Below are 24,095 nucleotides of genomic sequence, written 5' to 3'. Positions count from 1 at the left end.
GTAGAACGGTAAATTCTACGGGCTTAAAAATACTTTGAATAACTAATTGTTAATATAAACGACTACCGTCAGGTCGAGAACGCAGTAAGTTTAACACCCACATGTATTGCTCAGGACGCTCAGTAACCAGCTGTTCAATAGCAATATTCATTGCACGAGCATCCGTCTCTTCATCACCAGATGGAAAATCCGAAATCGCTGGTAATGTAATGATCTCAAACTGCCCTGTTTCTGCATTATACGATGGCAACATTGGAACCACTTTCGCTTTTGATAAACGAGCTAGTTTACCAAAACCTTTTAACGTCGCTTTCTGTGTTGCAAAGAAAGGAACAAATACACTGTTTTGTGGACCATGATCCTCATCAGGCAAGTAATAAGCTAAATAACCTTCTTTAATCGCTTTAATTAATGGTTTAATCCCTGCACTACGAGCATAAATCTTACCGCCATATTGCATACGCTGAACATGCATTAACCAATCAGTTATTGGGTTCTTTTGAGGTTTCATCATAGTCGTTACTTGATAACCACGAGAAGCCAAAAGAATCGCAGGGAAATCAATAGCCCAAGCATGCGGTGCTAAAATAATAATATTTTCTTTTTGCTCAAGCAGAGGGAATAGATTCTCTGCACCAACAAAAATCCCGCGTCCTTCATTATGCTTACGACTACGAACAAGCAACTCAGAAAAACCAAGCATCACCTGTGCACCTGTGATGTAAGTATCTTCAAGCAGTTTTTTTTGCTCTTGCTCTGACTTTTCAGGAAAACAGGTCGCTATATTCAACTTAGCTCGCTTAATACCACCACTTGGCTTTTTAAGTACTAACTTAACGATACTAGCAGCTAACTTATCGCGTAATCGAAATGGAATGAAAGCCAAAATAATAGCAAAGCCTATCCCTAACCATGTTGGCCAATACTTAGGATGAAGAAATGCCCATTGAAAAGTGGGGTTATAAACGTTTTTATCAACTTTTTCACTCATGAATTGCTTCACTTATTCTTTATTATTAACCGATTATGATATAACAAAGCATTACTGATAGAAACCAAGGAAATACGAATGACTTTTCAATTACACCCCCGTTTGCAACAAGATTGCATCTTTTTGGGCAATCTTCCGTTATGTTCTGTTTTACTCATTAAAGAAAATATCGGTCCTTGGGTGATTTTAGTTCCTCGAATTGAAGACTTAAAAGAAATTCACCATATGACCCCAGAGCAGCAAATTCAATATATTCAAGAATCAAGTTCAGTTGCTCAACTGCTCGAAGATAACTTCACACCAGATAAAATTAATATTGGAGCACTAGGTAACTTAGTTCCTCAGCTGCACATTCACCATATTGCACGCTTTATCACTGATATCGCATGGCCAGGTCCAGTTTGGGGAAATACTAATGGAGAAATCAGAACACAGTCAGATCAAACTCAATTGGTGGATCTACTTCGAGATAGATTAAGTGCATTGGCTGGATTCAAGCAATAACGATTTTCCTCTCCATAAAAAAGGCAGATCTCTTCAGAACTGCCTTTTGATTTATTTTCGCTTATTTACATTATGCGTTTTGAAGCTCATTCCATAGATCAGCTACAATAATACGATCAGCAGGAGATAACTCAGATTTAGCGGCTTCAAGACTTTCATTGATATGTACTTTTAGTATCTCAAGATCAGCAATTTCTTGCTCTTCGCACTTAGCAACTGATAATGAAATGTGTCCACGTAAGTAGCCACCAGCAAACAACTCATCATCTGATGCAGTTTCAATTCGAGCATCAATCAGTTCAAGCATTTTTTCTTCAAATTCAATGATCATCTTTTTCCTATTGGACAATAAATTGTTCTTGGGTAAGTGGGGCTATTTGATAAAACTCACGTAATGCGTTGGATAATGCCTCTACGCGTGGAGGTAATCCATTATCTAAAATGCTCATCACTTCATTATGTACTTTAGCCATGAATGCTAAACGATCTGGCTCAAAATCGCCATTTAAGTTGTCACAACTCACATTAAATTTTAACCCAGCACTTAATGATAATATCCATTCATAGGCTTGAGGACGGATCTCCACTTTTTCAAACTCTGATTGAACTTGCTCTGTTCGACCATCAGGCTCATACCAGTAACCAAAATCTTCCAATAGACGACGATCAGGACCTGCAACACACCAATGGGCAATTTCATGCATGCCTGATTGATAAAAACCACGCGCAAAAATAATACGGTGATAATTAAATTCACTATCCGCTGGTAGATAAATAGGTTCATCACCACCCAATTCTAGCTTGGTATTAAACGAATCAAAAAAAGTGGCATTAAAAACAGTGATTAAATCTTGATATTGGTGAGGCATACAACAGACTTAGCAATAATAATAGAAGCGTATTCTACCTCACCACATACTAAAGGCCTATCTAGATAAATTTTTTTTATCCTCCTTCTCAAAATTATTCATTATCTGTCAAAAGAGTGAACTGATACTCTCCAAAGTTATCTCTCCCCCTTTAGATTGGAGTTTCACCACCTGTGAATGACATCACTGTACAACTTGCTCAATTACTGGATTTAGGGCCTTTTTCTTGGTCTGCTATTGCCGCTTGTGCTTTCAATGGTTTGTTAATTGGCGTTGAACGGCAAACTCGAGGTAAACCCGTAGGAATAAGAACCTCTATTCTAATTATTTCAGGTACTTACTTTTTCTTAGCGATGGCAATGTCCCTATCTGTAAACTCTCTGGATCACGCTCGAGTACTAGGCCAAATTATTACAGGAATTGGTTTTCTTGGCGCAGGGGTAATGATGACTTTAGATGGTAAAATTCATGGTGTAACCTCTGCGGCCATTATTTGGGTGTTAGCAGCATTAGGGATGATGATTGCATTAGGCTACATTCAGCAATCAGTCATTATCACTTTATTAGCTCTTTTTGTTTTACTCGGCATTGATAAGCTTGAAAATTCATTCAAAAGCCTTCGTCGCGGCGTGCATCAAAAAATACTCAATATTAGAACTCATAAACCAAGGGCTCATAGCCTCGATAAAATGCATAAAAAAAACTAATCTGAAAAATGTCGGAATAGTTTTTTTCATTCGTCATTATTCGTTTAATCCCATAAAATTCTCGTCCTATTATTTGACCATCATGATATGACACGGTATTAGAAAATGTTATTAACAATTCTTTATATTATTGGGATCACAGCTGAAGCAATGACAGGTGCATTAGCCGCTGGTAAGAAAAAAATGGATTGGTTTGGTGTAATGTTAGTTGCCAGTGCAACAGCAATTGGCGGTGGTACTGTTCGTGATATTCTTCTTGGTCACTACCCTGTTGGTTGGGTGAAAAACCCACAATTCCTTGTGATTACCTGTATTGCTGGCGTATTAACAACATGGATCGGCCCATGGGTAGCCAAAAACCATCGTTTCTTTGTATTTTTAGATGCTATTGGTTTAATTGTTTTTAGTATTATTGGCTCACAAGTGGCATTAGATATGGGGCTTCACCCACTAATATGCGTTGTTTCTGCCATTGTAACAGGCGTGTTTGGTGGATTACTGCGTGATCTCTTCTGTCGCCAGATGCCAATGGTATTGCATAAAGAATTATATGCTTCAATTTCATTACTATCCGCTGTGCTATACATAGGATTACTTCACTTTGGTGTTGATGAATTAATCACAACGATTGCGACTATTGTTATTGGTTTTTCTGCTCGTATTGCCGCAGTAAAATTTGGTTGGTGTTTACCTGTGTTTCATTTAGATATCACAGAGGATCAACCTGAAACGATTGAGAAAAATTAAAAATAAGATACAAATAAAAAGAGCCAGATTGATATCATCGTCAATCCGGCTCTATACTTTTAGCTCTATGTGGAATTATTCGTTCCTAAAAACTAATACCTCATCCCTTATCAAATCTTTGGCGTTTCTGTTTGTACACCAAAATTTTGACCACGATGACGAACTAAATGGTCCATAACCACTATCGCTAGCATAGCTTCAGCAATAGGTACTGCTCGAATACCAACACAAGGATCATGGCGGCCTTTGGTAATCAATTCTGTTTTTTCACCGCTGCGAGTTATCGTTTCACCCGGAACCGTAATACTAGACGTTGGTTTTAGGGCAATGTGCGCCACAATATCTTGTCCAGATGAAATACCACCCAAAATACCACCAGCATGATTTGAGCTAAAACCTTCAGGTGTTAATGGATCACGATGCTCTGAACCGCGCTGCTGTACAACGTCAAAACCATCACCAATCTCAACCCCTTTTACGGCATTAATACCCATCAAAGCGTGAGCAACATCCGCATCTAAACGATCAAAAACAGGCTCACCTAACCCTACCGGCACACCTTGTGCGACCACGGTAATTTTAGCGCCAATAGAGTCCCCTTCTTTCTTTAGCTTACGAATAAGCTCATCAAAGGCCTCTACTTTGCTTGCATCAGGACAGAAAAACGCATTATTCTCGATTTCATTCCAATCAACAGAATCAATCGCTACGTCGCCCATTTGTGATAGGTAAGCGCGAATTTCAATGCCAAACTCTTGCTTCAAGTATTTCTTAGCAACAGCACCAGCTGCAACACGCATTGCCGTTTCACGAGCAGAAGAACGGCCACCACCACGGTAGTCTCGTTGTCCATATTTCTGATGGTAGGTGTAATCTGCGTGTCCCGGACGGAACTTATCTTTAATCTCAGAATAATCTTTAGAACGTTGATCAGTGTTTTCAATCAGTAACCCAATTGACGTTCCGGTGGTTTTGCCTTCAAACACACCTGATAAAATTTTTACTTCATCCGCTTCACGACGCTGAGTAGTGTATTTTGAAGTACCCGGCTTACGACGATCTAAGTCGATTTGCAGATCCACTTCACTCAACTCCAGACCTGGAGGGCAGCCATCCACAATACAGCCCAAAGCCAAGCCATGACTTTCACCAAACGTTGTTACTCGAAAATGTTGTCCAATAGAATTTCCAGCCATTACTTCCTCTGTAAATATTGTTGATTGGCTATAAATAGCATAACTTTAATCAATCCATATTGGCTTGAATCTACATCAGAGTAAAGCCCCTAGTAATGGTTTCTCTCTAAATTAGTGAGCGCACTCTTTCTCTTAGATATCATTTTCTTTGCCATAAAAATAATTTAAAAAGTCAAAAGCGGCAATTTGTGATCTTAATTCAAAAAAAAACCTTAACTGATAAAACTCTCATTTTACAAAAACACCTCTTTACTGTTATTAATATCACAACGTATAATTAATACTTTTCTCATTAATGAGCCAGAAACTAAAAATAAGACATAAAGTATTGATAAAATAAGCGATACATGGATGAGAACTTTAACGTAAGGATAGCAATAAATAGTTGGCATTATTCCTGCCTGTTACTAAATATCATTAAGGATTAAGAAAAAAATGAAACTACTCCGTCTAGTAAGAAAAGCATTACGTAAAAATAGCATCAGCGAAAAACAACAAAACCTTCGTAATCGGCTTGATTTTGCAATGTCACAAAGTAAGGATATATAAAAAAGCCCGATGCGAACATCAGGCTTATTATAATAAGTCGAATTTAGTGACTTAATCGCGGTATAGGACAAACTCTTCAGCACAATCTAGAAGCTGCTGTTTAGTTAGCATAAATACACCGTGTCCACCTTCTGCAAACTCAATCCAAGTGAATGGTATTTGTGGGTATTGCTCCATCATGTGGACCATAGAGTTACCTACTTCACAAATCAAGAAACCATTATCCATTAAGTAATCTGGTGCATTAGCTAGAATACGACGAACTAATTTCAGTCCATCAGTACCAGCAGCCAAACCTAACTCAGGTTCGTGTTCAAATTCTTCAGGTAAACTGTTCATGTCTTCTTCATCCACATACGGTGGGTTAGAAACAATGAAGTTATACTGATCTTTTGGAATATCACGCAACAGATCAGAACGCATAGGGAACACTTGTTGCTCCATGCCATGGTCTTGAACGTTTTGCTCAGCAACCATTAATGCATCAGTAGAAATATCAATTGCATCAACTTCTGCATTTGGGAACGCATGAGCACACGCAATCGCAATACAACCACTGCCCGTACATAGATCCATAATACGTGTTGGATCTTCGGTTAACCATGGTTCAAATTGCGTTTCAATCAATTCAGCAATTGGTGAGCGAGGCACAAGTACACGCTCATCAACAAAAAACTCAAGACCACAAAACCACGCTTTATTAGTCAAATAAGCCGTAGGGATACGCTCATTAATACGGCGAACAACACGCTCAACAATACGTAGACGCTCTGTTGATGTTAAACGAGATTCACGTACATGAGCAGGAACATCAATAGGTAAATACAGCGTAGGAAGCACAAGTTGAACCGCTTCATCCCATGCATTATCTGTACCGTGACCATAAAAAAGACCCGCAGCATTAAAGCGGCTTACCGTCCAACGTAACATATCTTGTAACGTATGAAGCTCAGAAACGGCCTCTTCTACAAAAATCTTATCCAAAATTGCCCCCAAAACAAGTTATAATACTGCTGTTAATTATTGGAATCTTAAAATGAGCAAAAACGACCACCTATCAGATGACGAACTTTCGCTGTTCCGTGAAGCAGTACAAGGCTCTAAAAAGTTGCAACAGGATACCATAATCCATCAACCGAGTAAGAACTTTAGCGAGCAACAACAGCAAAGAAAGTCATTAAAAGAAGGGAAAAATGAAGAGTTTTTCTTTTCTGACGAATTTGTGCCACTTCTTAATGAAGATGGACCTGTTCGTTATGCCCGTGATGACGTATCAAAATACGAAGTGAAGCGATTACGTCGCGGTGTGTATGTCCCTGATGTCTTTTTAGATATGCACGGAATGAAACAGGATGAAGCAAAGCGCGAACTCGGTTCAATGATTGCTTATTGTTTAAAAGAGAATATTTCTTGTGCCAGTGTTATGCACGGAATTGGAAAACATATTCTTAAACAAAAAGTGCCTTTGTGGCTAGCTCAACACCCAGATGTGATGGCATTTCACCAGGCCCCTTTAGAGTTTGGTGGCGCAGGTGCCATATTAGTTTTACTGTCTATTCCTGATAGATAAAAAAAAGATCCCATAAGCTTTTGCTTGGGATCTTTTTTTATACCGAAATACAGCGTGTCGTTATGCTTGTTGCAACCACAATAGTTCGCTTTTTCCTGTTGAATAACTAAACTCAACACAAGAAATGGCTGACGTTGGAAACATTGGAGGCATAATTCCCGGAACAAAATCCGCCGTCAAATAACCCACTAGCGGCAAATGAGAAACAATTAAAATATTCTCTATGTTTTCTACACTGCCTAGTGCTTTCACGTATTCCACCACATCATCAGAATCACCGTATGGTGTGATTTCATCTGACGTTTCTACCTTTGCATCGGCAACATTAAGAATAGGCTTAATCGCATTCCATGTTTGTTGAGCTCGTACATAAGGGCTCACCAATACGTAGTCAAACTGCACTTGATGAGTTTTCATTAACCACTGTGCAATTTGGGCTGATTGACTCTCGCCATGAGGTGTTAAATTACGTTCTTCATCACTTGGCGCATACATCTCAGCTTCGCCATGACGCATTATGAATACTTTCATTTATACATTCTCAAATCATTACTAACCTCACAATAGTAGCAAGCAATAACAAAAAGGGGAAAGTGAGAGTTTGCTAGTCTGTGGGTTCAGCGCCATAATTAGAAAAATAAATATAAAAATGAGGGTATTAAATTGCCCATCTCTGCCTTAAAACAGGAGCACCCTGTGCATATCAGCCCAAATGATCAAAAAAAATATCGTTTTATTGAACTCGATAATAAATTGCGAGTATTGCTGGTTCAAGACGATACGGCTCCACGTTCTTCTGCCGCCCTTTCTGTTAATGTCGGTCACTTTGATGATCCTGACCATCGCCCAGGTCTTGCTCACTTTTTAGAGCATATGCTGTTTCTTGGTACAGAAAAATACCCAAAAGTGGGAGAGTTTCACTCATTTATTAACCAGCAAGGTGGCTCAAATAACGCATGGACAGGCACTGAACACACGACTTTTTTCTTTGAAATTTCGCACCATGCGTTTGAAGAAGGTCTTGATCGCTTTGGCCAGTTCTTCTATGCCTCATTATTTAACGAAGAAGCCGTAGATAAAGAACGTCAAGCCGTTGATTCAGAATATAAATTAAAACTTAAAGACGATGTTCGTCGTATTTATCAGGTACACAAAGAGACCATTAATCAAGCGCATCCATTCGCTAAATTCTCAGTAGGAAGCATCGATACGTTAGCCGATAACGACACTTCTTCTATCCGTGATGAAATGCTGGCTTTTTATCAAGACCATTATTCTGCCGATTTAATGACCGCTGTGGTTTTAGGGAATCGTCCACTTTGTGAATTAGAGCTTTTAGCCACTCAATCTTTCTCTGCCATCCCTAATCAAAATTTAGGATATAAAACGATTGATGTCGCTTACGTAACAGAAGACCAACAAGCATGTTGGATAAATATTGAACCATTAAAAGAAGTTCGAAAGCTAACTCTCGCTTTTTCTTTGCCAAATCAAGACCGTTTTTACAAAACCAAACCGTTAAATTATCTTGGTCACCTGCTTGGTTATGAAGGCGAAGGCAGTTTAATGCTGTATTTAAAAAAACTCGGTTATATCCATTCGCTAACCGCTGGTGGTGGTGTGAGTGGTAGCAACTTCCGCGAGTTTACTCTGGCTTATAACTTAACGGAAAAAGGCATCGAACATACTGATGAGATCATTACACTCACTTATCAGTACATTGAACTTATCAAGCAGCAAGGCTTTGATGAATGGCGATACAGTGAGAAAAAAGCCGTTTTAGAGTCAGCTTTTCAATTCCAAGAAAAAAGCAAGCCACTTGATTTAGTTAGCCATCTTGTCATGAATTTACAACGCTATCATGCTGAAGACGCTATGTATGCCGACTATATGATGGAAGGCTACCATGAGCAGCAAATTAAAGATCTGTTAGAACAACTGACGCCAAAAAAAATGCGAGTAACCTTAGTGGCTCAAGGGTTAGAGTATGACCATAAAGACAAGTGGTATCATACCCCTTATTCAGTTCACCCACTGACAGAGAATCAATTGGCATTTTGGAAAAATGTTGAGCCGCATCCTGAGCTTTTCCTTCCAGAGAAAAATCCTTATATTTGCTACGATCTTGAACCTCAAGCGTTAACAGATACCACCGAATTTCCAATGCTGATTGAAGACTTACCGGGTTTTCGTCTATGGCATAAGCAAGAAGAAGAATTTAGGGTACCAAAAGGCATGGTTTATATTGCCATTGATAGCCCACATTCCATTTCTGACCCACGAAAAATAGTGAAAACTCGCCTATGTGTCGAGATGCTGATGGATGCCTTGAGTGAACAAACCTATCAAGCTGAAATTGCAGGAATGGGCTACAACCTCTATTGTCACCAAGGTGGAGTCACTCTTGCACTATCTGGTTTTAGCCAAAAGCAGCCTTTATTATTAGAGGTTATTTTAAAGCGCTTTACTACTCGTGAGTTTAGTAGTGATCGTTTTGATTTCATTAAGAATCAACTGATACGTCACTGGAGCAACGCTTCGAAAGAACGTCCTATTTCACAACTTTTCAATGCATTATCAGGGATTTTACAACCAAACAATCCCCCTTACCCTGTCCTTCTTGAGGCATTAGAAAGTATAGAGGTCGATGATCTGCCTAACTTTGTTCAAGCGATGTTTGCAGAGTTACACGTTGAGATGTTTGTCTATGGTGACTGGTCACAGCAACAAGCTCTAGACTTAGGTAACTCACTAAAAAATGCACTTCGTATGCAAAACCAAACTTATGAAGAGTCATTTCGACCACTGATTATGTTAGGAGAATCCGGAACCTTTCAGCGTGAACTATTTTGTGACCATTCTGATTCTGCTTTATTGGTCTATTATCAATCAGCTCAAGAAGACCCTCGCAGTTTTGCGCTTTATACGTTAGCAAACCATTTAATGTCGGCTTCTTTTTTCCATGAAATTAGAACCAAACAGCAATTAGGCTACATGGTTGGGACGGGTAATTTACCGTTAAACAAACACCCAGGCTTGATCTTATACGTTCAATCACCGATGGCTCCTCCTGCCATATTATTAGATGCGATTGATGAGTTTCTTAACGCCTTCTACATGGTGTTATTAGAGCTAAATGAAGAGCAATGGCAAAACAGTAAACAAGGATTGATTGATCAAATCTCTGATCCCGACACTAATCTTCGTGGTCGAGCTCAGCGCTTATGGGCCTGTATTGGCAATAAAGATTTAAATTTTGATCATAAAGAGCGTGTTGCTGACGAACTTAGTTTGCTAACGCGAACTGACATGCTGCGTTTTGTGGTTAACGTACTAAAACCAAGAACTGCGAATCGCTTAATCATGCATTGCCAAGGCACCGAGCATGAACAATACGATCGCTTAGATGTTGGGTTAGAAATTGATTCTATTGATGAGTTCCAATTGCGAGCGAAAGACGTGAATCTTGGGTAATTCCAATAATTTAAACATTAAAAAAAGCCATCATAATCTTTGACTATGATGGCTTATAACTCATCTAATAAAGGTTGAACTTATTATCTCTAATAAGAATAAACACCACTATTTGAATTGGTATTATAAAGAAAACCTATCCCCATATTTATCAGCGTACTTCTTCATTAACGCCACTAGCTTTTCTTCACCGATACTGTTCATATAAGTAAATGGGCCACCTAAGAAAGGAGGGAAACCAATACCAAAGATAGCGCCAATATCACCGTCTCTTTCTGAGCGAATAATGCCCTCATCTAAGCAGCGTTTTGCTTCAGATAACATAGGCAATACACAGCGCATGGCTATTTCATCTTTGCTTAGCTGAGATTGCGGTTTAATGTTAAGTAGTGAATAAACATCTTGATCCGGCGCTTTCTTCTTACCTTTGTAGACATAGAAACCACGTTTAGTTTTCTTACCTAGACGCTTATCATCGATTAACGTTTGGAACACGTCAGGGCTGCGGAACCTATCACCCAGTTCCGCTTCTAATATCGGCATGATCTTCGCGCCAATATCCACACCAACCTCATCTAATAATGAAATTGGCCCAACAGGGAAACCAAAATCTAATAAAGCCTCATCGATGGCCTCTATCGGCTCACCTGCCAACAATAATCTTGCCGCTTCATTCATGTAAGGCGCTAAGATCCGATTAACATAAAAACCAGCACAATCTTTAACGACTATTGGCGTTTTACCTTGTTGTTTTGCTAAAGAGACTACGGTAGAAATAGTTTCATCACTGGTCGTTTGATGCGGAATAACTTCAACCAACGGCATTTTTTCTACCGGGCTAAAATAGTGCAGACCAATAATGTTTTCAGGTTTTTCTGCACCCTCGGCTATTTGGCCTATGGGAAGCGAAGAGGTATTGGTAGCAAAGATAACGTCTTCTTTTCCTTGCTCTTGCACCGCTTTTACCATCTCTTGTTTCAGCGTTAGATCTTCAAATACGGCCTCAACCACCACATCCAATTTTTTGAATCCGTTAAAATCGGTCACTCCCGTTAGTTGCAACATTTGTTGTTGCAGCTTAGCTTTACTAATAATACGGCGTTTTCTTAACTTATCTAAACGTTGGTAATGGTACTGGTAGGCATTTAGCAAGCCATCATTATTAATGTCTTTGATGGTGACGTTCTTTTTGGCTTTAGCAATAGAGACATGAGCAATACCACCGCCCATTAACCCACCGCCTAGTACGCCAACTCGATGAATGATTTTAGGCTCAGCTTCGCTGCCTTTCTCTTTCTTCATCTCTGTCATTGCAAAAAATAAGGAACGCAATGCAGCAGATTCAGGAGTCATGGCAAGCTTACCAAATTGCTCCGCTTCTCGTTGAAGCCCTTTTTTAATCCCTTTTTCTAACCCGTATTTAATGCTATCTAAAATTGCCGCAATCGCAGGGTAATTACCGCGTGCTTTTTTCTGCGCTTGTTTTTCTGCTTGAGAGAAAATCACATTACGACCAAGAGCGTTTCTTGATATCCCCCACTCTTTGGTTGCTACTTTATTTTTTGATTTTTTCTTTACTGCAAATTCAGCGGCGGTTCGTGACAAAATAGTGTGTGGTACCGAGGCATTAACAACGCCTAACTTTAGGGCTTTTTTAGGTCTTAATTGCTTACCCGTTAAAATAATATCCAAACTGGCAAGCAACCCAATAAGTCGAGGCAATCGCTGTGTGCCGCCAGACCCCGGAAGCAAGCCTAATTGGACTTCTGGCAAGCCTAATTTTGTTTTATTGTCATCACTGCACACACGATAATCACACGCCAGTGCCAACTCTAATCCACCACCGAGACAAGGTCCATGAATCGCGGCAACGGTAGCAAATGGTAGATCTTCAATGCGTTGAAACAATTGCTGACCTTTTTCAGCCAACGCTTGCGCTTCTGCTGCGCTTTCACAGTTAGCTATCATGCTAATGTCTGCGCCCGCAATAAAGTTATCGGGTTTACCTGATTGAATGACCAAGCCTTTAATATCTGAATGTTGTGCTTCTATGTCATTGAGTACTTGAGTCACTTGTTCTGCAAATGCTGACTTTAGTGTGTTCATTTTTTCATTAGGCACATCAATCGTCAGCCAAGCGATACCGGCATCGTCTTTAAACCAAGTAAACGCACTGCTGTTTTCTACTGCTTCAATAGCACTGTTATTTATTTCTAATGTCATTATTCAGCCTCCAAAACCATTGCGGCACCTAGGCCACCTGCGGCACATGCGGTATTTAACCCAAAGCCACCACCGCGGCGTTTTAGTTCTCGCAATGTTTGAATGATCATTCTGGCTCCCGTTGCCGCAAAAGGATGCCCATAAGCAATTGACCCACCAAGCACATTGAATTTATCCATGTCTATTTCACCAATGGCTTTATCTCTGCCTAAACATTCTCTGGCAAACTTATCAGATGCAAACATTTTTACGTTCGACAGCGTTTGTGCTGCAAATGCTTCGTGCATATCAATAAGCGTTAAATCCGATAAAGAAATACCGGCTTTATCGAGAGCCATTGGTGTGGCATAAGATGGTCCCATTAGCATATCGTTATGTACATCTATCGCGCTAAACGCAAAAGATCGAATATAGCCCAACGGTTCATAACCTAGTTCTTTGGCGCGCTTTTCACTCATTAATAATATTGCTGCACCACCATCGGTTAAGGGGGTGCTGTTGGCTGCAGTCACAGAACCGTATTTTCTATCAAACGCGGGACGTAATTTGGCGTAACTTGCAAGATCTGAGTCGTGGCGAATATTGTTATCCTGATCTAGCCAGGTTTTATACGGCTCTGGAAAAGCAGTCATGACTTCATCTTGTATCAACCCCTCTTGCCATGCTTTTGCCGCTAATGAATGCGAACGGTGCGCTAACGCATCTTGCTCTTCACGTGTTATGCCGTGAGTTTTCGCCATTTGCTCTGCGGTTTGCCCCATCGAGATCCCTGTTGAGTATTCAGCTACCGCTGGAGGTACAGGCGCAAGATCTTTCATTGATAAAGTACGAAGAAGCGAAAGTTTCTGACTTATGGTTTTGGTTTTGCTAAGGGCAAGCAACGTCGCGGCCATTTTTTTTGATACCCCAATAGGCAATACAGAAGAAGAATCTGCACCACCAGCAATACCAATATCAATAGTGCCAGCCATGATGCTTTCCACTACGTTTGCCGTGGTTTGAAAACTGGTCGCGCACGCTCTAGTCACACTGTAGGCATCGGTTGCGATATCCATCCCTGTGCCTAATACAATTTCACGAGCAATGTTTGGAGCTTCTGGCATTTGCACTACTTGGCCAAAGACAACTTGATCAATCAATTTTGGATCTATGTCTGTTTTATCCATCAATGCTTTTACGGCAAGCTTACCGAGATCTACCGCAGGCGTAGAAATAAAAGCCGTGGATTGCTTAGCAAATGGGGTTCGAATACCTGAAACAACCGCAATGCGATCACCTTGTCGTGTCGTCAATGGCTGATAGGTCTTTGATAATTTGGCGTTTGACATTGCATCTCCTTGCATAATATCAACCTAATAAGTGGTCAGACCTCAAATTGTAACCAATTTGTTAATTTTGAGAAGTGCGTTATAGTAGAAATGTGAGCGGCGAATTATTAATCACTCAGAAATTATTGTTTACTGGTTAAAAATGAGGGTATTAGATAAGAAAAAGGGGACAAATAAAGCACCAAGTTATACCAATCTACATAAGTATTTAAACGATGAAAATGTAACCTACTGACTGTTTTGATAAAAAAAAACCACATCAATCGATGTGGTCAGAATAAAAAACAATTAACGATAATAGCCAATTGTAAAATCAGTTTCACCTGATAAGGAGAAAGTAAAGTCAGCCTTCAAAAGGAAATGTTATCTTGCTCAACGGGTTGATTGCTCAACCAGATAACGAGATCAACTATAACGTGATTCTCAATCCATTTATTGAAATAGATCAATTTTATGTTCTTTTACTACTTTTCTGCTTAATTAATGAAATTCAAATTAAGTATGCTCTCAGTGAACACTTTACAACCTACCTATAACATACCACCCAAAAACCATGAAAAAATTAAAATTTTTCATCAATTTAACATTAGAAAACCACAAATTTAGATTTTAAACTCTAAATACAACAGCTATACATAAATAGTTAAACTTAATCAATGACTTACAAAGGAAGAGGCAAGTAAAAAACAAGACAAAAAATAGAGCATTAACTCTAGCATTGTTAACAGAAACGGCATTTGCGAGCAAATCACGACCAGATCACGAATTTTAATGAATTTTTAGCAGTGGTCGGATTTGTCGTCTATGATCTGATCGTTATTATCTCGGCATCGAGATTTCAGTCTCAACTAAAAAAATCTTTTCAGTCGCAGAATTGAAAGGAAATAACAATACATGGAATATAATAATTATGAATAAGAAGCGTCTGTTTTCAAAAACACTTCTAGCAGCAACCATCACTCTTGCAACACAACAAGCTACTGCTGCCGGTTTCCAACTAAACGCACAATCAGCAACTGGCCTAGGCCGTGCATTTTCTGGTGATGCAGTAATCGCTGATAACGCATCAGTAATGTCACGTAACGCCGCTGCCATGGCTCTTTTTGATTCATCACAGTTTTCAGGCGGTGTTAACTACATCAAAACTGATATTGATGTGACTGATATTGAATATGCAGGACAAAGCCTAGATAGCGAAAATAATAGCAGTGGTACTCCTGTACCCAATATCTATTATGTTCACCGTTTAAATGACCAGTGGGCATTTGGTGCGGGTATTTATTCTAACTTTGGTACAACTAATAACTTTGATGATAGCTTCGGTGCTACAAATGGTGCAAGCATCTATGGCGGTACCACTGAAATCAAGAGCATTAACTATGCATTAACTGTATCTTACCGTATCAATGAACAATTTAGCATCGGTGGTGGTTTAGATATCGTTCAAGGTAGTGGGAAATTAAAAAGAGAATCGGCTCTTTTAGCAGGAACGGGAAACACTACTGCTTTAGATATTGAAGCTGATGGTATTGGCCTTGGCTGGAACTTAGGCACAGTTTACGAACTAGATGAACGCAACCGCTTTGGTTTTTCGTATCACTACAGCCCAGAGATCGAAGCTGAAGGTGATATGTACATGAATAATATGGCTGGTGGTAATGCTATTGATGGTCAAAAATTATTAATGCCACTCCCAAGTATGGCTGAGTTCTCTGGTTATCACGAAATAAAAGACACTAAATTTGCGGTTCACTACTCTGTACAGTGGATTGGTTGGAGTGCATTTGATGAGCTAAACACTAAAGAAGGTGTAAACATCAATAACTACGAATGGCAAGATGGTATGCATTACGCCATTGGTGGTACTTACTTCCTAAACGATGCATGGACATTACGTGCGGGTTACATGTATGACACTTCAGCTCAAGATAAATTAACATCAATCTCAGTACCTGATTCAGATCGCCAATGGTTCTCTGGGGGTTTCAGCTACCACTTTGCTAAAAAACACACGGTTGATTTCGGCTTCACTTACCTAATCGGTGATGACGTTAGTGTTTCTGAAACAAAAGCACCGACACCGAATCTAACAGCAACAACACACGCAGATGCAATTCTTGCTGGTGTTCAGTACAGCTACAGCTTCTAAGATTTATTCTTAAAAGGGTAAAACCAAAAGGTCAGCATACGCTGGCCTTTTTTGATCGCCACGTATCTAAAAACAATGCCATATAAACTAGAAACGATACGCTGCGCTAACTAGAACGCTTCGCTCTATAAGAGCAAACAACCCCCTCTAACTCCCCCTTCTATTTACTTTATCGATCTCAATAACTCATCAACCAAGGGGGAGAACCTTCTTTGATGCTGTTCGTTCAGCGATCACCTCTGAAACCTGCAAGCGAAGCGATCTGAACCCTGCTCTTCCTAGTCCCTAACTTACTTGAATTTTCAGCGTACACTTATACCCTCAAATACCATTTAAGATATACACCTGTACGCCCAAATAACACATCCGACCAGATAAATACAGAAAATTTAGCTAAATCTGAAACTTTTTACAGAAAAAAGCTCTTAAAACTCGAATAAATCAATTTTTTGTTTGAAGTTTTTACTCTAGAACGTATTATCCACTTCAACTTATTACCACGAAATTCAGCGTACACTTGTACCAATATGGAAAAATCAATGAACAATAATAAAAACCGCCTATCTCTTGCTATTGCACTTGGTCTATTAGGCTCAGTAACAAGCACAACTTCTATGGCAGCAGGCTTCCAATTGGCAGAGTATTCAGCGACTGGTCTTGGTCGTGCGTACGCAGGTGAAGCTGCAATGGCTGACGGTGCTGATGCACAATGGCGTAACATGGCAATGCTGACTTACCTAGAAGGTACGCAGATTTCGGTGGGTGGTATTTATGTTGATCCTAACGTTGATGTTAATGGATATGTTGATGGTTCTAAATCACTAACACAAAAAAGTGGACATACGTCATCTGAAGACTTCGCTCACAGCGCTGTGATCCCTAACTTTTATCTATCACACCGTGTAAATGAAAAATTAGCTCTTGGTGTTGCGCTAGGTACTAACTACGGCATGGAAACCGATCTTGATGAAAACTTTGCAGCAAGCCACTTTGGTAATACAGCAAGTATCATCACTAAAGAACTAAACCTAAACATTGCTTACCAAGTGATGCCACAATTAAGCATTGGCGGTGGTGTTCGTTATGTGATGGGTGAAGGTCATTTTGGAGCAACAGCTCCTCAAAACTTCACATTAAATGGCATACCTATCAAAAAAGGAACCACTCTGAAATACATGGAAGGTACAGATGAAGCTTTGGGTTGGCAAGTAGGTACAGCTTGGCAGATCAATGAAACTAATCGTCTTGGTTTCACCTATAAATCTGAAGTAAAATTAGATCTTGAAGGCCATGCTGAAGGCGTTGGCTTTATTCCTTTAAGTGCAATGTTCCCTGCCCAAAACCTAACAAAACAAGGTTCAATGGCACTAATTATGCCTGCAACAGCTGAATTAGCTAGTTTTCATCAGCTAACAGATACCGTAGCTATTCACGCTAGCGTTAACTGGACAGATTGGAGCAGCTTTGAAAAATTAGAAGCTGATTTCCATGATGGTAAAGCGCCAACAATGGTTAAAGAAGAGCATTGGGAAGATAACTACCGCATCGCGCTAGGTGGTACTTACCAACTAAACCAAAAAATCACCTTACGCTCAGGTATTGCTTACGATACCTCAGCGGTTAGCGATAAAAACCGTACTATCACGATTCCTGAGACGGATCGCACTTGGTTAAGTATTGGTGCTGGCTATGAGTGGTCACAAAATCTATCACTAGATGCTGGTTTCACTTATATCATTGCTAAAGATGCGCCTATCACAGAATCTCGTGGCTATGAATCAGATAATGAAGCACAAGGTATTGCAGGTTCTTTCAACGGCGAAACAACGGGTAGCGTATGGCTACTAGGTGTTCAAGCGAACTACCGTTTCTAATCAGAACTGACTGACTACATAGAAATTGCATTAGGCCTCTTTATTGAGGCCTTTTTTCAAACCGCTTTAAGGTGCTGATCACTCATCTATCTCATCGAGGTAATCGTCAATATCACCTTCTGCTTCTAAGTCTACTTCTGGTTCAACTTCGGCTTTAAAATCTTGGCGTTGCAAGTAAACATCACGCGTTAAAGCGTATGGATCAGGCGAGGCTTCTAGCATTGGCTCTTGTGAGATCAACTGAAAACGAGACTCCATTCCTTCTAAACCCCATTTCCCAAGACCTTGCCAGAAATTTAAGTAAGAAAGAGGCATATAAAAGCCATCAACAAAATCCCCTGCTTCACGCAATGTCCAAGGCCCATAACCCGGCAGCATAAAGTACGGTCCATTCCCAACACCATAATGACCAAGCGCATCACCAAAGGATTTACTGCCTGGTTTGTTTATATCAGCAGCGCTGGCTATATCAATTAAGCCTACCAAGCCTAATGTTGTATTTAACCAAAATCGATTAAAGTGAACCATGGCTACGCTGCCATTGCCCATGAGTAAATTATTCACCATGCTCGATGGCTCATTTAGATTAGCGAGGAAATTGGCTATGCCCATCCGAATTGGGCTTGGGGTGTATTCAACATAACCAACCGAGACAGGACGTACTAAATACGGGTCTAAAATATCGTAATTTAGCCCCCACATTACACGGTTGAATCCCTCTAACGGATCACCGCTATGAGAATCATCGTGCTCTACCTCTACGACTTCGGTTGTTTCTACTTCATTATTATCTTGTTCTGGCGTTTGAGAGCAGCCTACGATCAAAAACAATAATGAAAAAGATATCCCTATTCTCTTCAACACAATACACCTTCGACTTGGTATTATTTATATGATTATAGTTAATTCAAAAAAAACGGGCAGAAGCTTAATGCCTTTACCCGTTGTAGTATGCCACTTGTTCAAAGATATTAATATTGCTTATCTATCTCAAGCGATACATTTTCACCTAATGTGCTGACTGTACTTTCACCGTACCAATCGCCTTCTTTAGTCGATACGTTACCATCTTGATCGATACGAGCTCGAACAATAAAGTTTGGCATATCAGACAGTTTACGCTGCTCAATCATATTGTTGTCATCTGACATCATGATTTTCAACGGGAAACGGCTAAGTGGCATACGAGCTGCAGCAACTGGCATAGCAGAGCCATCAGCAGGATGGATCGATACAATCACAACACCTTGCGAAGGTAGCGTTACATTGCTGCCTAAATTAACAGTAATAGGTACTTGCTTATCTATGTTCGCTTCAGGATTCATCTTAGATTGGGCACGTTCGATACTGCGAGTTAGCATTTCATAGCGGGAGTCATCAGGGCCAATCAACATTTGCATTGCTTTCCATGCAGATACTGCACCTTTATAGTCTTGACGTTCAAACGAACTGAACGCAAGTAGCGATAAAGCGCGTAAATTGGTCGAGTCACCACGAAGTACTTGCTTAAGCATTTGTTTGGCTTGATCCGCTTTCGCATCATCACCTGAAAGCATTAATGCTTGTGCATAGCCTAATTTGATATCAACATCTGTTGGTTTTAATTCATACGCTTTTTTCATTGCGCCCACAGAGGTATCAATATCACGATTTGACATACCAATACGACCTAACAAGAACCAGCCCATTGCATCATTAGGTTCATGGTGCAACTTGGTACGTAATGCTAAAGTCAGGTTTGCCATTTCAGCGTCACTTAACGCTACACCTTCTGGATTCATTAGTTGTTGAGATAGCTCAGGTAAGCGTGCACTTACTTCTTGCCACTTTTCAACTTTATCTAAGCTGCCAAATTTAAAATACAGCCCATACGAGATAACAATAAAAATGATGATTGAAGGCAAGATAAATAATCTTGCATTCAAGCTGTCTTGTTGTGCTTTCTCTGTTGCGGGAATATCATCTAGCAAAGATTGCTTTAGTTCTGTGATTAACTCATCTTGGTTATTCACAAGACCTTCTGCGTCTTCTTCTTTCAGTTCAGCTAAGCGATCTTTATAGAAGGCTTTGTTCAATTCATCTCGGCGTGCATCATCGTCTTGCGCTTTTGCTTTCCATAACGGAAGCGCGATAAATACAACACCAACAAAAATTAGGGCTAAGGTCGAAATCCAAAACAAAATCATTTGTTTACCTTCCCATCTTCATTTTTATTCTCATTTAATAAGGCGTTCAAACGTTCTTCATGTTCGTTATCCCACTCTTCTGAATTATCTTCCGTTACCACTTTTGATTTACGGCTACGAAGCACAATAAAACCAAAGCCAAACACAAGAACACCTAGCGGACCTAGCCATAAAACCAATGTCCCAGCAGTTAGCGGTGGATCGTAAGTAACAAAGTTACCGTAACGATCAATCATATAGTCGACAATTTCTTGGTCTGATTTACCGGCTTTGGTCATTTCATACACCTTATGGCGCATGTCTTGAGCAAGCTCTGCATTTGAATCAGCAATGTTATTGTTCTGACATTTAGGGCAACGTAATGTTTGGCCAAGTTCTTTAAATTGCTGCTCTTGCTCTGGCGAATCAAACTTATACAAATCAATAGTTGCGTAACTTGCTTGAACCGCAAATAAACTCAATGCGATAGCCGCAAAGCTACGAAGTCCCCATTTACGTAAGCGACTATTCATTATTTAGCCTCCGCAACAAGCTGCTCATACATTGGCTTTAATACTTCATTCCAATTGCGATCATTTACATCGCCAACATGGCGGTAGCGAACGATACCGTTGCTGTCGATTAGGAAAGTTTCAGGTGCGCCGTACACGCCTAAATCCATACCCAGCATGCCATCACCATCAAATAGAGTGATTAAATACGGGTTACCTAACTCGGTTAGCCATTGAATTGCACCGGCTCTATCGTCTTTGTAGTTCATACCGATAATCTTAACACCTTGAGTGGCAAGGGTATTAAGGTACTGATGCTCGGCATAACACGTTGGACACCACGTTGCCCATACGTTCAGTAATAAAGGCTCCCCTTTAAAAATACTTTGATCGTATAGTTTGCCTTCTTGTGCTAAATCTTCTAAACGAAACTCAGGTACGTGCTTACCAACTAACACTGATTCTAGCTTTGTTGGATCATCACCATTTGAGTTGCGTGTTAACTGAGTAGCAAACACGGCAACTAAAATTAAAAACAGTGCTAGAGGTGCAAATAAAAACTTCTTATTCATAATTTAAGCTTCCTGTTTTTTATCTGTTTTACGGAAACGGTAGCGCTTATCAGATAATGCTAATATGCCACCAATTGCCATAAATAATGTACCAGCCCAGATCCAACGTACGAATGGTTTGTAGTAAATACGTACAGCCCATGAACGGTTGTCATCTAAACGCTCACCCATTGCAATGTATAAATCACGAGTGAAACCACGATCAATCGCTGCTTCTGTCATCATTGAACCTGCCGTTTGGTAAAAACGTTTTTCAGCATGAAGCGTATTAATCGCCTTACCGTTTAACGTGATATCAAAATCAGCAGTGTAGCCATCGTAGTTAGGACCGTCAGTATCACGAACCCCAGCAAAGTAGAACTGGTAACCGTTCATTTCAATGTGTTCACCTGGTGCTAAACGAACATCTTTTTCGATGCTGTAGTTTTGTACCATAGCAATACCAATAATACTTACGGCTAGACCAATGTGCGCAAACATCATTGCCCAATGGCTGCGACCCAGTTTCGTTATACCTACAGAGAATGAGTGACGATGAGTTGCACGCTCGTATAATTCAAAGCCGTGTAAAATCACAATCCAAATAGACATCATCCAGCCAAGGTATGGCATGAATTGGAATCTATCGGCAAAGATAACCATGAAGATTGCGGCTAGTGGTATGGTAATCGCACCAGTAATCACCATGCGTTTTGCTAAGTGACTTAAATTGTCACGCTTCCAACGGATCAGAGGACCAATACCCATTAAGAAAGCAAATGGGATCATTAACCACGCAAACAGCATATCAAAGAACGGAGCACCGATAGATACTGAGCCTAAACCAAGTTGTTTATGTACTAGCGGTAATAAGGTACCAACAAGTACAACAACTAAAGCTGTCATTAATAAGATGTTGTTAGCTAATAACGCATTTTCACGTGAGAACAGTGAGAAGTTACCACGAACTCGTACTGATGCACCTTTTAGAGCGAACAGCAGTAATGAACCACCGATCACCATGACTAGGAAGCCAAGAATAAACATGCCTCGTGCAGGATCAGAAGCAAAGGCGTGAACCGATACTAAGATGCCTGAACGTACAAGGAATGTGCCTAATAAACTTAATGAGAAGGCTAAAATCGCCAGCAATACTGTCCACGCTTTAAAGGTGCCACGTTTCTCTGTTACCGCTAATGAGTGCATTAGTGCGGTACCAGCAAGCCAAGGCATGAATGATGCGTTTTCTACTGGATCCCAGAACCACCAGCCACCCCAGCCAAGTTCATAATATGCCCACCATGAACCTAAAGAGATACCTACCGTTAGGAATGACCATGCTGCGATTGTCCAAGGACGAGACCAACGAGCCCAAGCCGTATCTAAACGACCCGCCATTAGTGAAGCAATAGCGAAAGAGAACGCAACTGAGAAACCTACATAACCCATGTATAGCATTGGTGGGTGAATGATTAGACCTGGATCTTGAAGAAGCGGGTTCAAATCACGACCATCAATTGGGAAGAATGGCAAAGTACGTAAGAATGGGTTTGACGTTAGAATAATGAAAAGTAGGAAACCAACGTTAATCCACCCCATTACTGCTAATACTCGTGCAATCGACTCTTGTGGCATACCACGACTGAAGGTTGCTACGGCAACGGTCCAACCTGCTTGGATAAGAACCCAAAGCAATAAAGATCCTTCGTGAGCACCCCAAACGGCGGTTAAACGGTAATACCAAGGAAGTAAGCTGTTTGAGTTACTTGCTACATATTGCAGAGTGAAATCGTTAATGTAGAAGGCCCACATTAAGATCCCAAATGATAAGCCAAGGAGTAAGAACATTCCCCATGACAATGGTCTTGCACTTTGCATTAATGCTTTATTACCACGGCTCACACCATATATTGGTAATATACTCAATAGGATTGAAAGTCCTAGAGAAGCAATTAAGGCAAAATGACCGAGTTCTGCGATCATTGACCTGTTCCTTGTTTTTGTTGTTCTGTGTATTGAAGTGGTTCATGCGTTTTCTTCATTGCTTCTGCAACTTCAGGTGGCATGTACTCTTCATCATGTTTTGCCAATACTTCATGAGCCTTAATCGTTGTTGCATCTACAAGAACACCTTGTGCAACAATACCTTGGCCTTCACGGAATAAATCCGGAAGAATACCATTATAAGTTACGGTCACTTCAGGGCCAATATCAGCAACCTTGAATGACACTTCTAATGAATCACTGTCACGTTTTACTGATCCTGCGACAACCATACCACCGATACGAAGACGCTGGCCAAGCTCTGGTTTTGTTCCATCAGGTTTACCATTAACCAGTTCAGTTGGTGTATAGAATAAATCCATATTTTGATTCAATGCGTAAATCATTAAACCAACGGTTGCACTGACCCCAAAGAATAGAGCAAGGATCAATCCTAGGCGCTTTTTACGTCTTGGATTCATAGTGTGTTCTCCATAGTTTTTGCTTTTTTAATTCGTTCTTCTCGTGCCATTTTTTGTTCAATCTCTTTTAGCAATTGACGACGCTTGCCTAAGCTAGAGAATAAAATCCAAAATAAGGAGAGAAAAGTGGCACCAAAGGCACCCCATACATAAACGGCATAACCGCCCATGGCTAAAAAATCACTGAAAGTTTCAAAATGCATAACAATAATTCCCTTCTC

The 24,095-nt window shown here is 40.2% G+C and carries 22 protein-coding genes; 7 read left to right on the top strand and 15 right to left on the bottom strand.

Annotated features, from left to right (window positions below; genetic code table 11):
• Positions 1-49: 49 nt before the first annotated feature.
• Positions 50-991 carry a lauroyl-Kdo(2)-lipid IV(A) myristoyltransferase gene (gene lpxM / locus F8B77_RS06930; protein ID WP_151654750.1) on the bottom strand — a complete coding sequence of 314 codons (942 nt, stop codon included), beginning with the start codon at positions 989-991 and terminating at the stop codon, positions 50-52.
• Positions 992-1,069: 78 nt separating this feature from the next.
• Between lpxM and F8B77_RS06925 the strand changes: the two genes are divergently transcribed.
• Entirely contained in the window at positions 1,070-1,495 is a 426-nt protein-coding gene (locus F8B77_RS06925) for an HIT domain-containing protein (RefSeq protein WP_151654749.1), read from the top strand.
• A gap of 70 nt (positions 1,496-1,565) precedes the next feature.
• On the opposite strand, the gene F8B77_RS06920 is transcribed toward F8B77_RS06925, so the two are convergent.
• Both F8B77_RS06920 and F8B77_RS06915 read right to left on the bottom strand, forming a co-directional pair.
• Entirely contained in the window at positions 1,566-1,826 is a 261-nt protein-coding gene (locus F8B77_RS06920; protein ID WP_151654748.1) for a YfcL family protein, read from the bottom strand.
• 7 nt (positions 1,827-1,833) lie between these two features.
• A complete protein-coding gene (locus tag F8B77_RS06915) occupies positions 1,834-2,364 on the bottom strand; it encodes an elongation factor P hydroxylase (protein ID WP_151654747.1) in 531 nt (176 codons plus the stop codon).
• 173 nt (positions 2,365-2,537) lie between these two features.
• Between F8B77_RS06915 and F8B77_RS06910 the strand changes: the two genes are divergently transcribed.
• Positions 2,538-3,071 (top strand): MgtC/SapB family protein, encoded by a 534-nt coding sequence (locus tag F8B77_RS06910; RefSeq protein WP_151654746.1) that lies wholly within the window; start codon positions 2,538-2,540, stop codon positions 3,069-3,071.
• 105 nt (positions 3,072-3,176) lie between these two features.
• Positions 3,177-3,818, top strand: a complete 642-nt coding sequence (locus F8B77_RS06905) for a trimeric intracellular cation channel family protein (protein ID WP_151654745.1) — start codon at positions 3,177-3,179, stop codon at positions 3,816-3,818.
• A 110-nt stretch (positions 3,819-3,928) separates the two neighbouring features.
• On the opposite strand, the gene aroC is transcribed toward F8B77_RS06905, so the two are convergent.
• Positions 3,929-5,014: a chorismate synthase gene (gene aroC, locus F8B77_RS06900; RefSeq protein WP_151654744.1), complete on the bottom strand. Its 1,086-nt coding sequence runs from the start codon at positions 5,012-5,014 to the stop codon at positions 3,929-3,931.
• Positions 5,015-5,614: 600 nt separating this feature from the next.
• Complete coding sequence (gene prmB, locus F8B77_RS06895; protein WP_151654743.1) at positions 5,615-6,547, bottom strand: 50S ribosomal protein L3 N(5)-glutamine methyltransferase; 933 nt, start codon at positions 6,545-6,547, stop codon at positions 5,615-5,617.
• Positions 6,548-6,599: 52 nt separating this feature from the next.
• Here prmB and smrB point away from each other — a divergent pair, with 52 nt between their 5' ends.
• The gene (smrB, locus tag F8B77_RS06890) at positions 6,600-7,133 is read left to right on the top strand and encodes an endonuclease SmrB (protein WP_130048706.1); all 534 of its coding nucleotides are present in this window, start codon (positions 6,600-6,602) and stop codon (positions 7,131-7,133) included.
• A gap of 60 nt (positions 7,134-7,193) precedes the next feature.
• Here smrB and sixA read toward each other — a convergent pair whose 3' ends face one another.
• Positions 7,194-7,664 carry a phosphohistidine phosphatase SixA gene (gene sixA / locus F8B77_RS06885; protein WP_151654742.1) on the bottom strand — a complete coding sequence of 157 codons (471 nt, stop codon included), beginning with the start codon at positions 7,662-7,664 and terminating at the stop codon, positions 7,194-7,196.
• A gap of 165 nt (positions 7,665-7,829) precedes the next feature.
• Here sixA and F8B77_RS06880 point away from each other — a divergent pair, with 165 nt between their 5' ends.
• The gene (locus tag F8B77_RS06880; RefSeq protein ID WP_151654741.1) at positions 7,830-10,607 is read left to right on the top strand and encodes an insulinase family protein; all 2,778 of its coding nucleotides are present in this window, start codon (positions 7,830-7,832) and stop codon (positions 10,605-10,607) included.
• A gap of 123 nt (positions 10,608-10,730) precedes the next feature.
• Here the strand turns inward: F8B77_RS06880 and fadJ are convergent, their stop codons facing one another.
• Positions 10,731-12,830, bottom strand: a complete 2,100-nt coding sequence (fadJ, locus tag F8B77_RS06875; RefSeq protein WP_151654740.1) for a fatty acid oxidation complex subunit alpha FadJ — start codon at positions 12,828-12,830, stop codon at positions 10,731-10,733.
• The gene (fadI, locus tag F8B77_RS06870; protein ID WP_151654739.1) at positions 12,830-14,158 is read right to left on the bottom strand and encodes an acetyl-CoA C-acyltransferase FadI; all 1,329 of its coding nucleotides are present in this window, start codon (positions 14,156-14,158) and stop codon (positions 12,830-12,832) included. The genes fadJ and fadI overlap by 1 nt, the downstream gene beginning before the upstream one ends.
• A 910-nt stretch (positions 14,159-15,068) precedes the next feature.
• Here fadI and F8B77_RS06865 point away from each other — a divergent pair.
• Both F8B77_RS06865 and F8B77_RS06860 read left to right on the top strand, forming a co-directional pair.
• Entirely contained in the window at positions 15,069-16,307 is a 1,239-nt protein-coding gene (locus F8B77_RS06865; protein ID WP_151654738.1) for an outer membrane protein transport protein, read from the top strand.
• Positions 16,308-16,846: 539 nt separating this feature from the next.
• Positions 16,847-18,181 carry an outer membrane protein transport protein gene (locus F8B77_RS06860; protein WP_151654737.1) on the top strand — a complete coding sequence of 445 codons (1,335 nt, stop codon included), beginning with the start codon at positions 16,847-16,849 and terminating at the stop codon, positions 18,179-18,181.
• 78 nt (positions 18,182-18,259) lie between these two features.
• Here F8B77_RS06860 and F8B77_RS06855 read toward each other — a convergent pair whose 3' ends face one another.
• The 7 genes from F8B77_RS06855 to ccmD form a co-directional block, all read right to left on the bottom strand.
• The gene (locus F8B77_RS06855; RefSeq protein WP_167512783.1) at positions 18,260-19,045 is read right to left on the bottom strand and encodes an MlaA family lipoprotein; all 786 of its coding nucleotides are present in this window, start codon (positions 19,043-19,045) and stop codon (positions 18,260-18,262) included.
• Between the two features lie 107 nt (positions 19,046-19,152).
• The gene (ccmI, locus tag F8B77_RS06850; protein ID WP_151654736.1) at positions 19,153-20,367 is read right to left on the bottom strand and encodes a c-type cytochrome biogenesis protein CcmI; all 1,215 of its coding nucleotides are present in this window, start codon (positions 20,365-20,367) and stop codon (positions 19,153-19,155) included.
• Entirely contained in the window at positions 20,364-20,879 is a 516-nt protein-coding gene (locus F8B77_RS06845) for a cytochrome c-type biogenesis protein (protein WP_151654735.1), read from the bottom strand. Before F8B77_RS06845 ends, ccmI begins: the two co-directional genes overlap by 4 nt.
• Entirely contained in the window at positions 20,879-21,430 is a 552-nt protein-coding gene (locus tag F8B77_RS06840; RefSeq protein ID WP_151654734.1) for a DsbE family thiol:disulfide interchange protein, read from the bottom strand. The genes F8B77_RS06845 and F8B77_RS06840 overlap by 1 nt, the downstream gene beginning before the upstream one ends.
• A gap of 3 nt (positions 21,431-21,433) precedes the next feature.
• Complete coding sequence (locus F8B77_RS06835; RefSeq protein ID WP_151654733.1) at positions 21,434-23,392, bottom strand: heme lyase CcmF/NrfE family subunit; 1,959 nt, start codon at positions 23,390-23,392, stop codon at positions 21,434-21,436.
• Positions 23,389-23,874, bottom strand: a complete 486-nt coding sequence (gene ccmE / locus F8B77_RS06830) for a cytochrome c maturation protein CcmE (RefSeq protein ID WP_151654732.1) — start codon at positions 23,872-23,874, stop codon at positions 23,389-23,391. Before ccmE ends, F8B77_RS06835 begins: the two co-directional genes overlap by 4 nt.
• Complete coding sequence (gene ccmD / locus F8B77_RS06825; protein ID WP_130044165.1) at positions 23,871-24,077, bottom strand: heme exporter protein CcmD; 207 nt, start codon at positions 24,075-24,077, stop codon at positions 23,871-23,873. Before ccmD ends, ccmE begins: the two co-directional genes overlap by 4 nt.
• Positions 24,078-24,095: the final 18 nt, after the last annotated feature.

The organism is Aliivibrio finisterrensis (genome assembly GCF_008933155.1).
GTDB lineage: Bacteria > Pseudomonadota > Gammaproteobacteria > Enterobacterales > Vibrionaceae > Aliivibrio > Aliivibrio finisterrensis.
The sequence above is the reverse complement of the archived record's forward strand: the minus strand, read 5'-3'. Positions and strand labels throughout refer to the sequence as shown.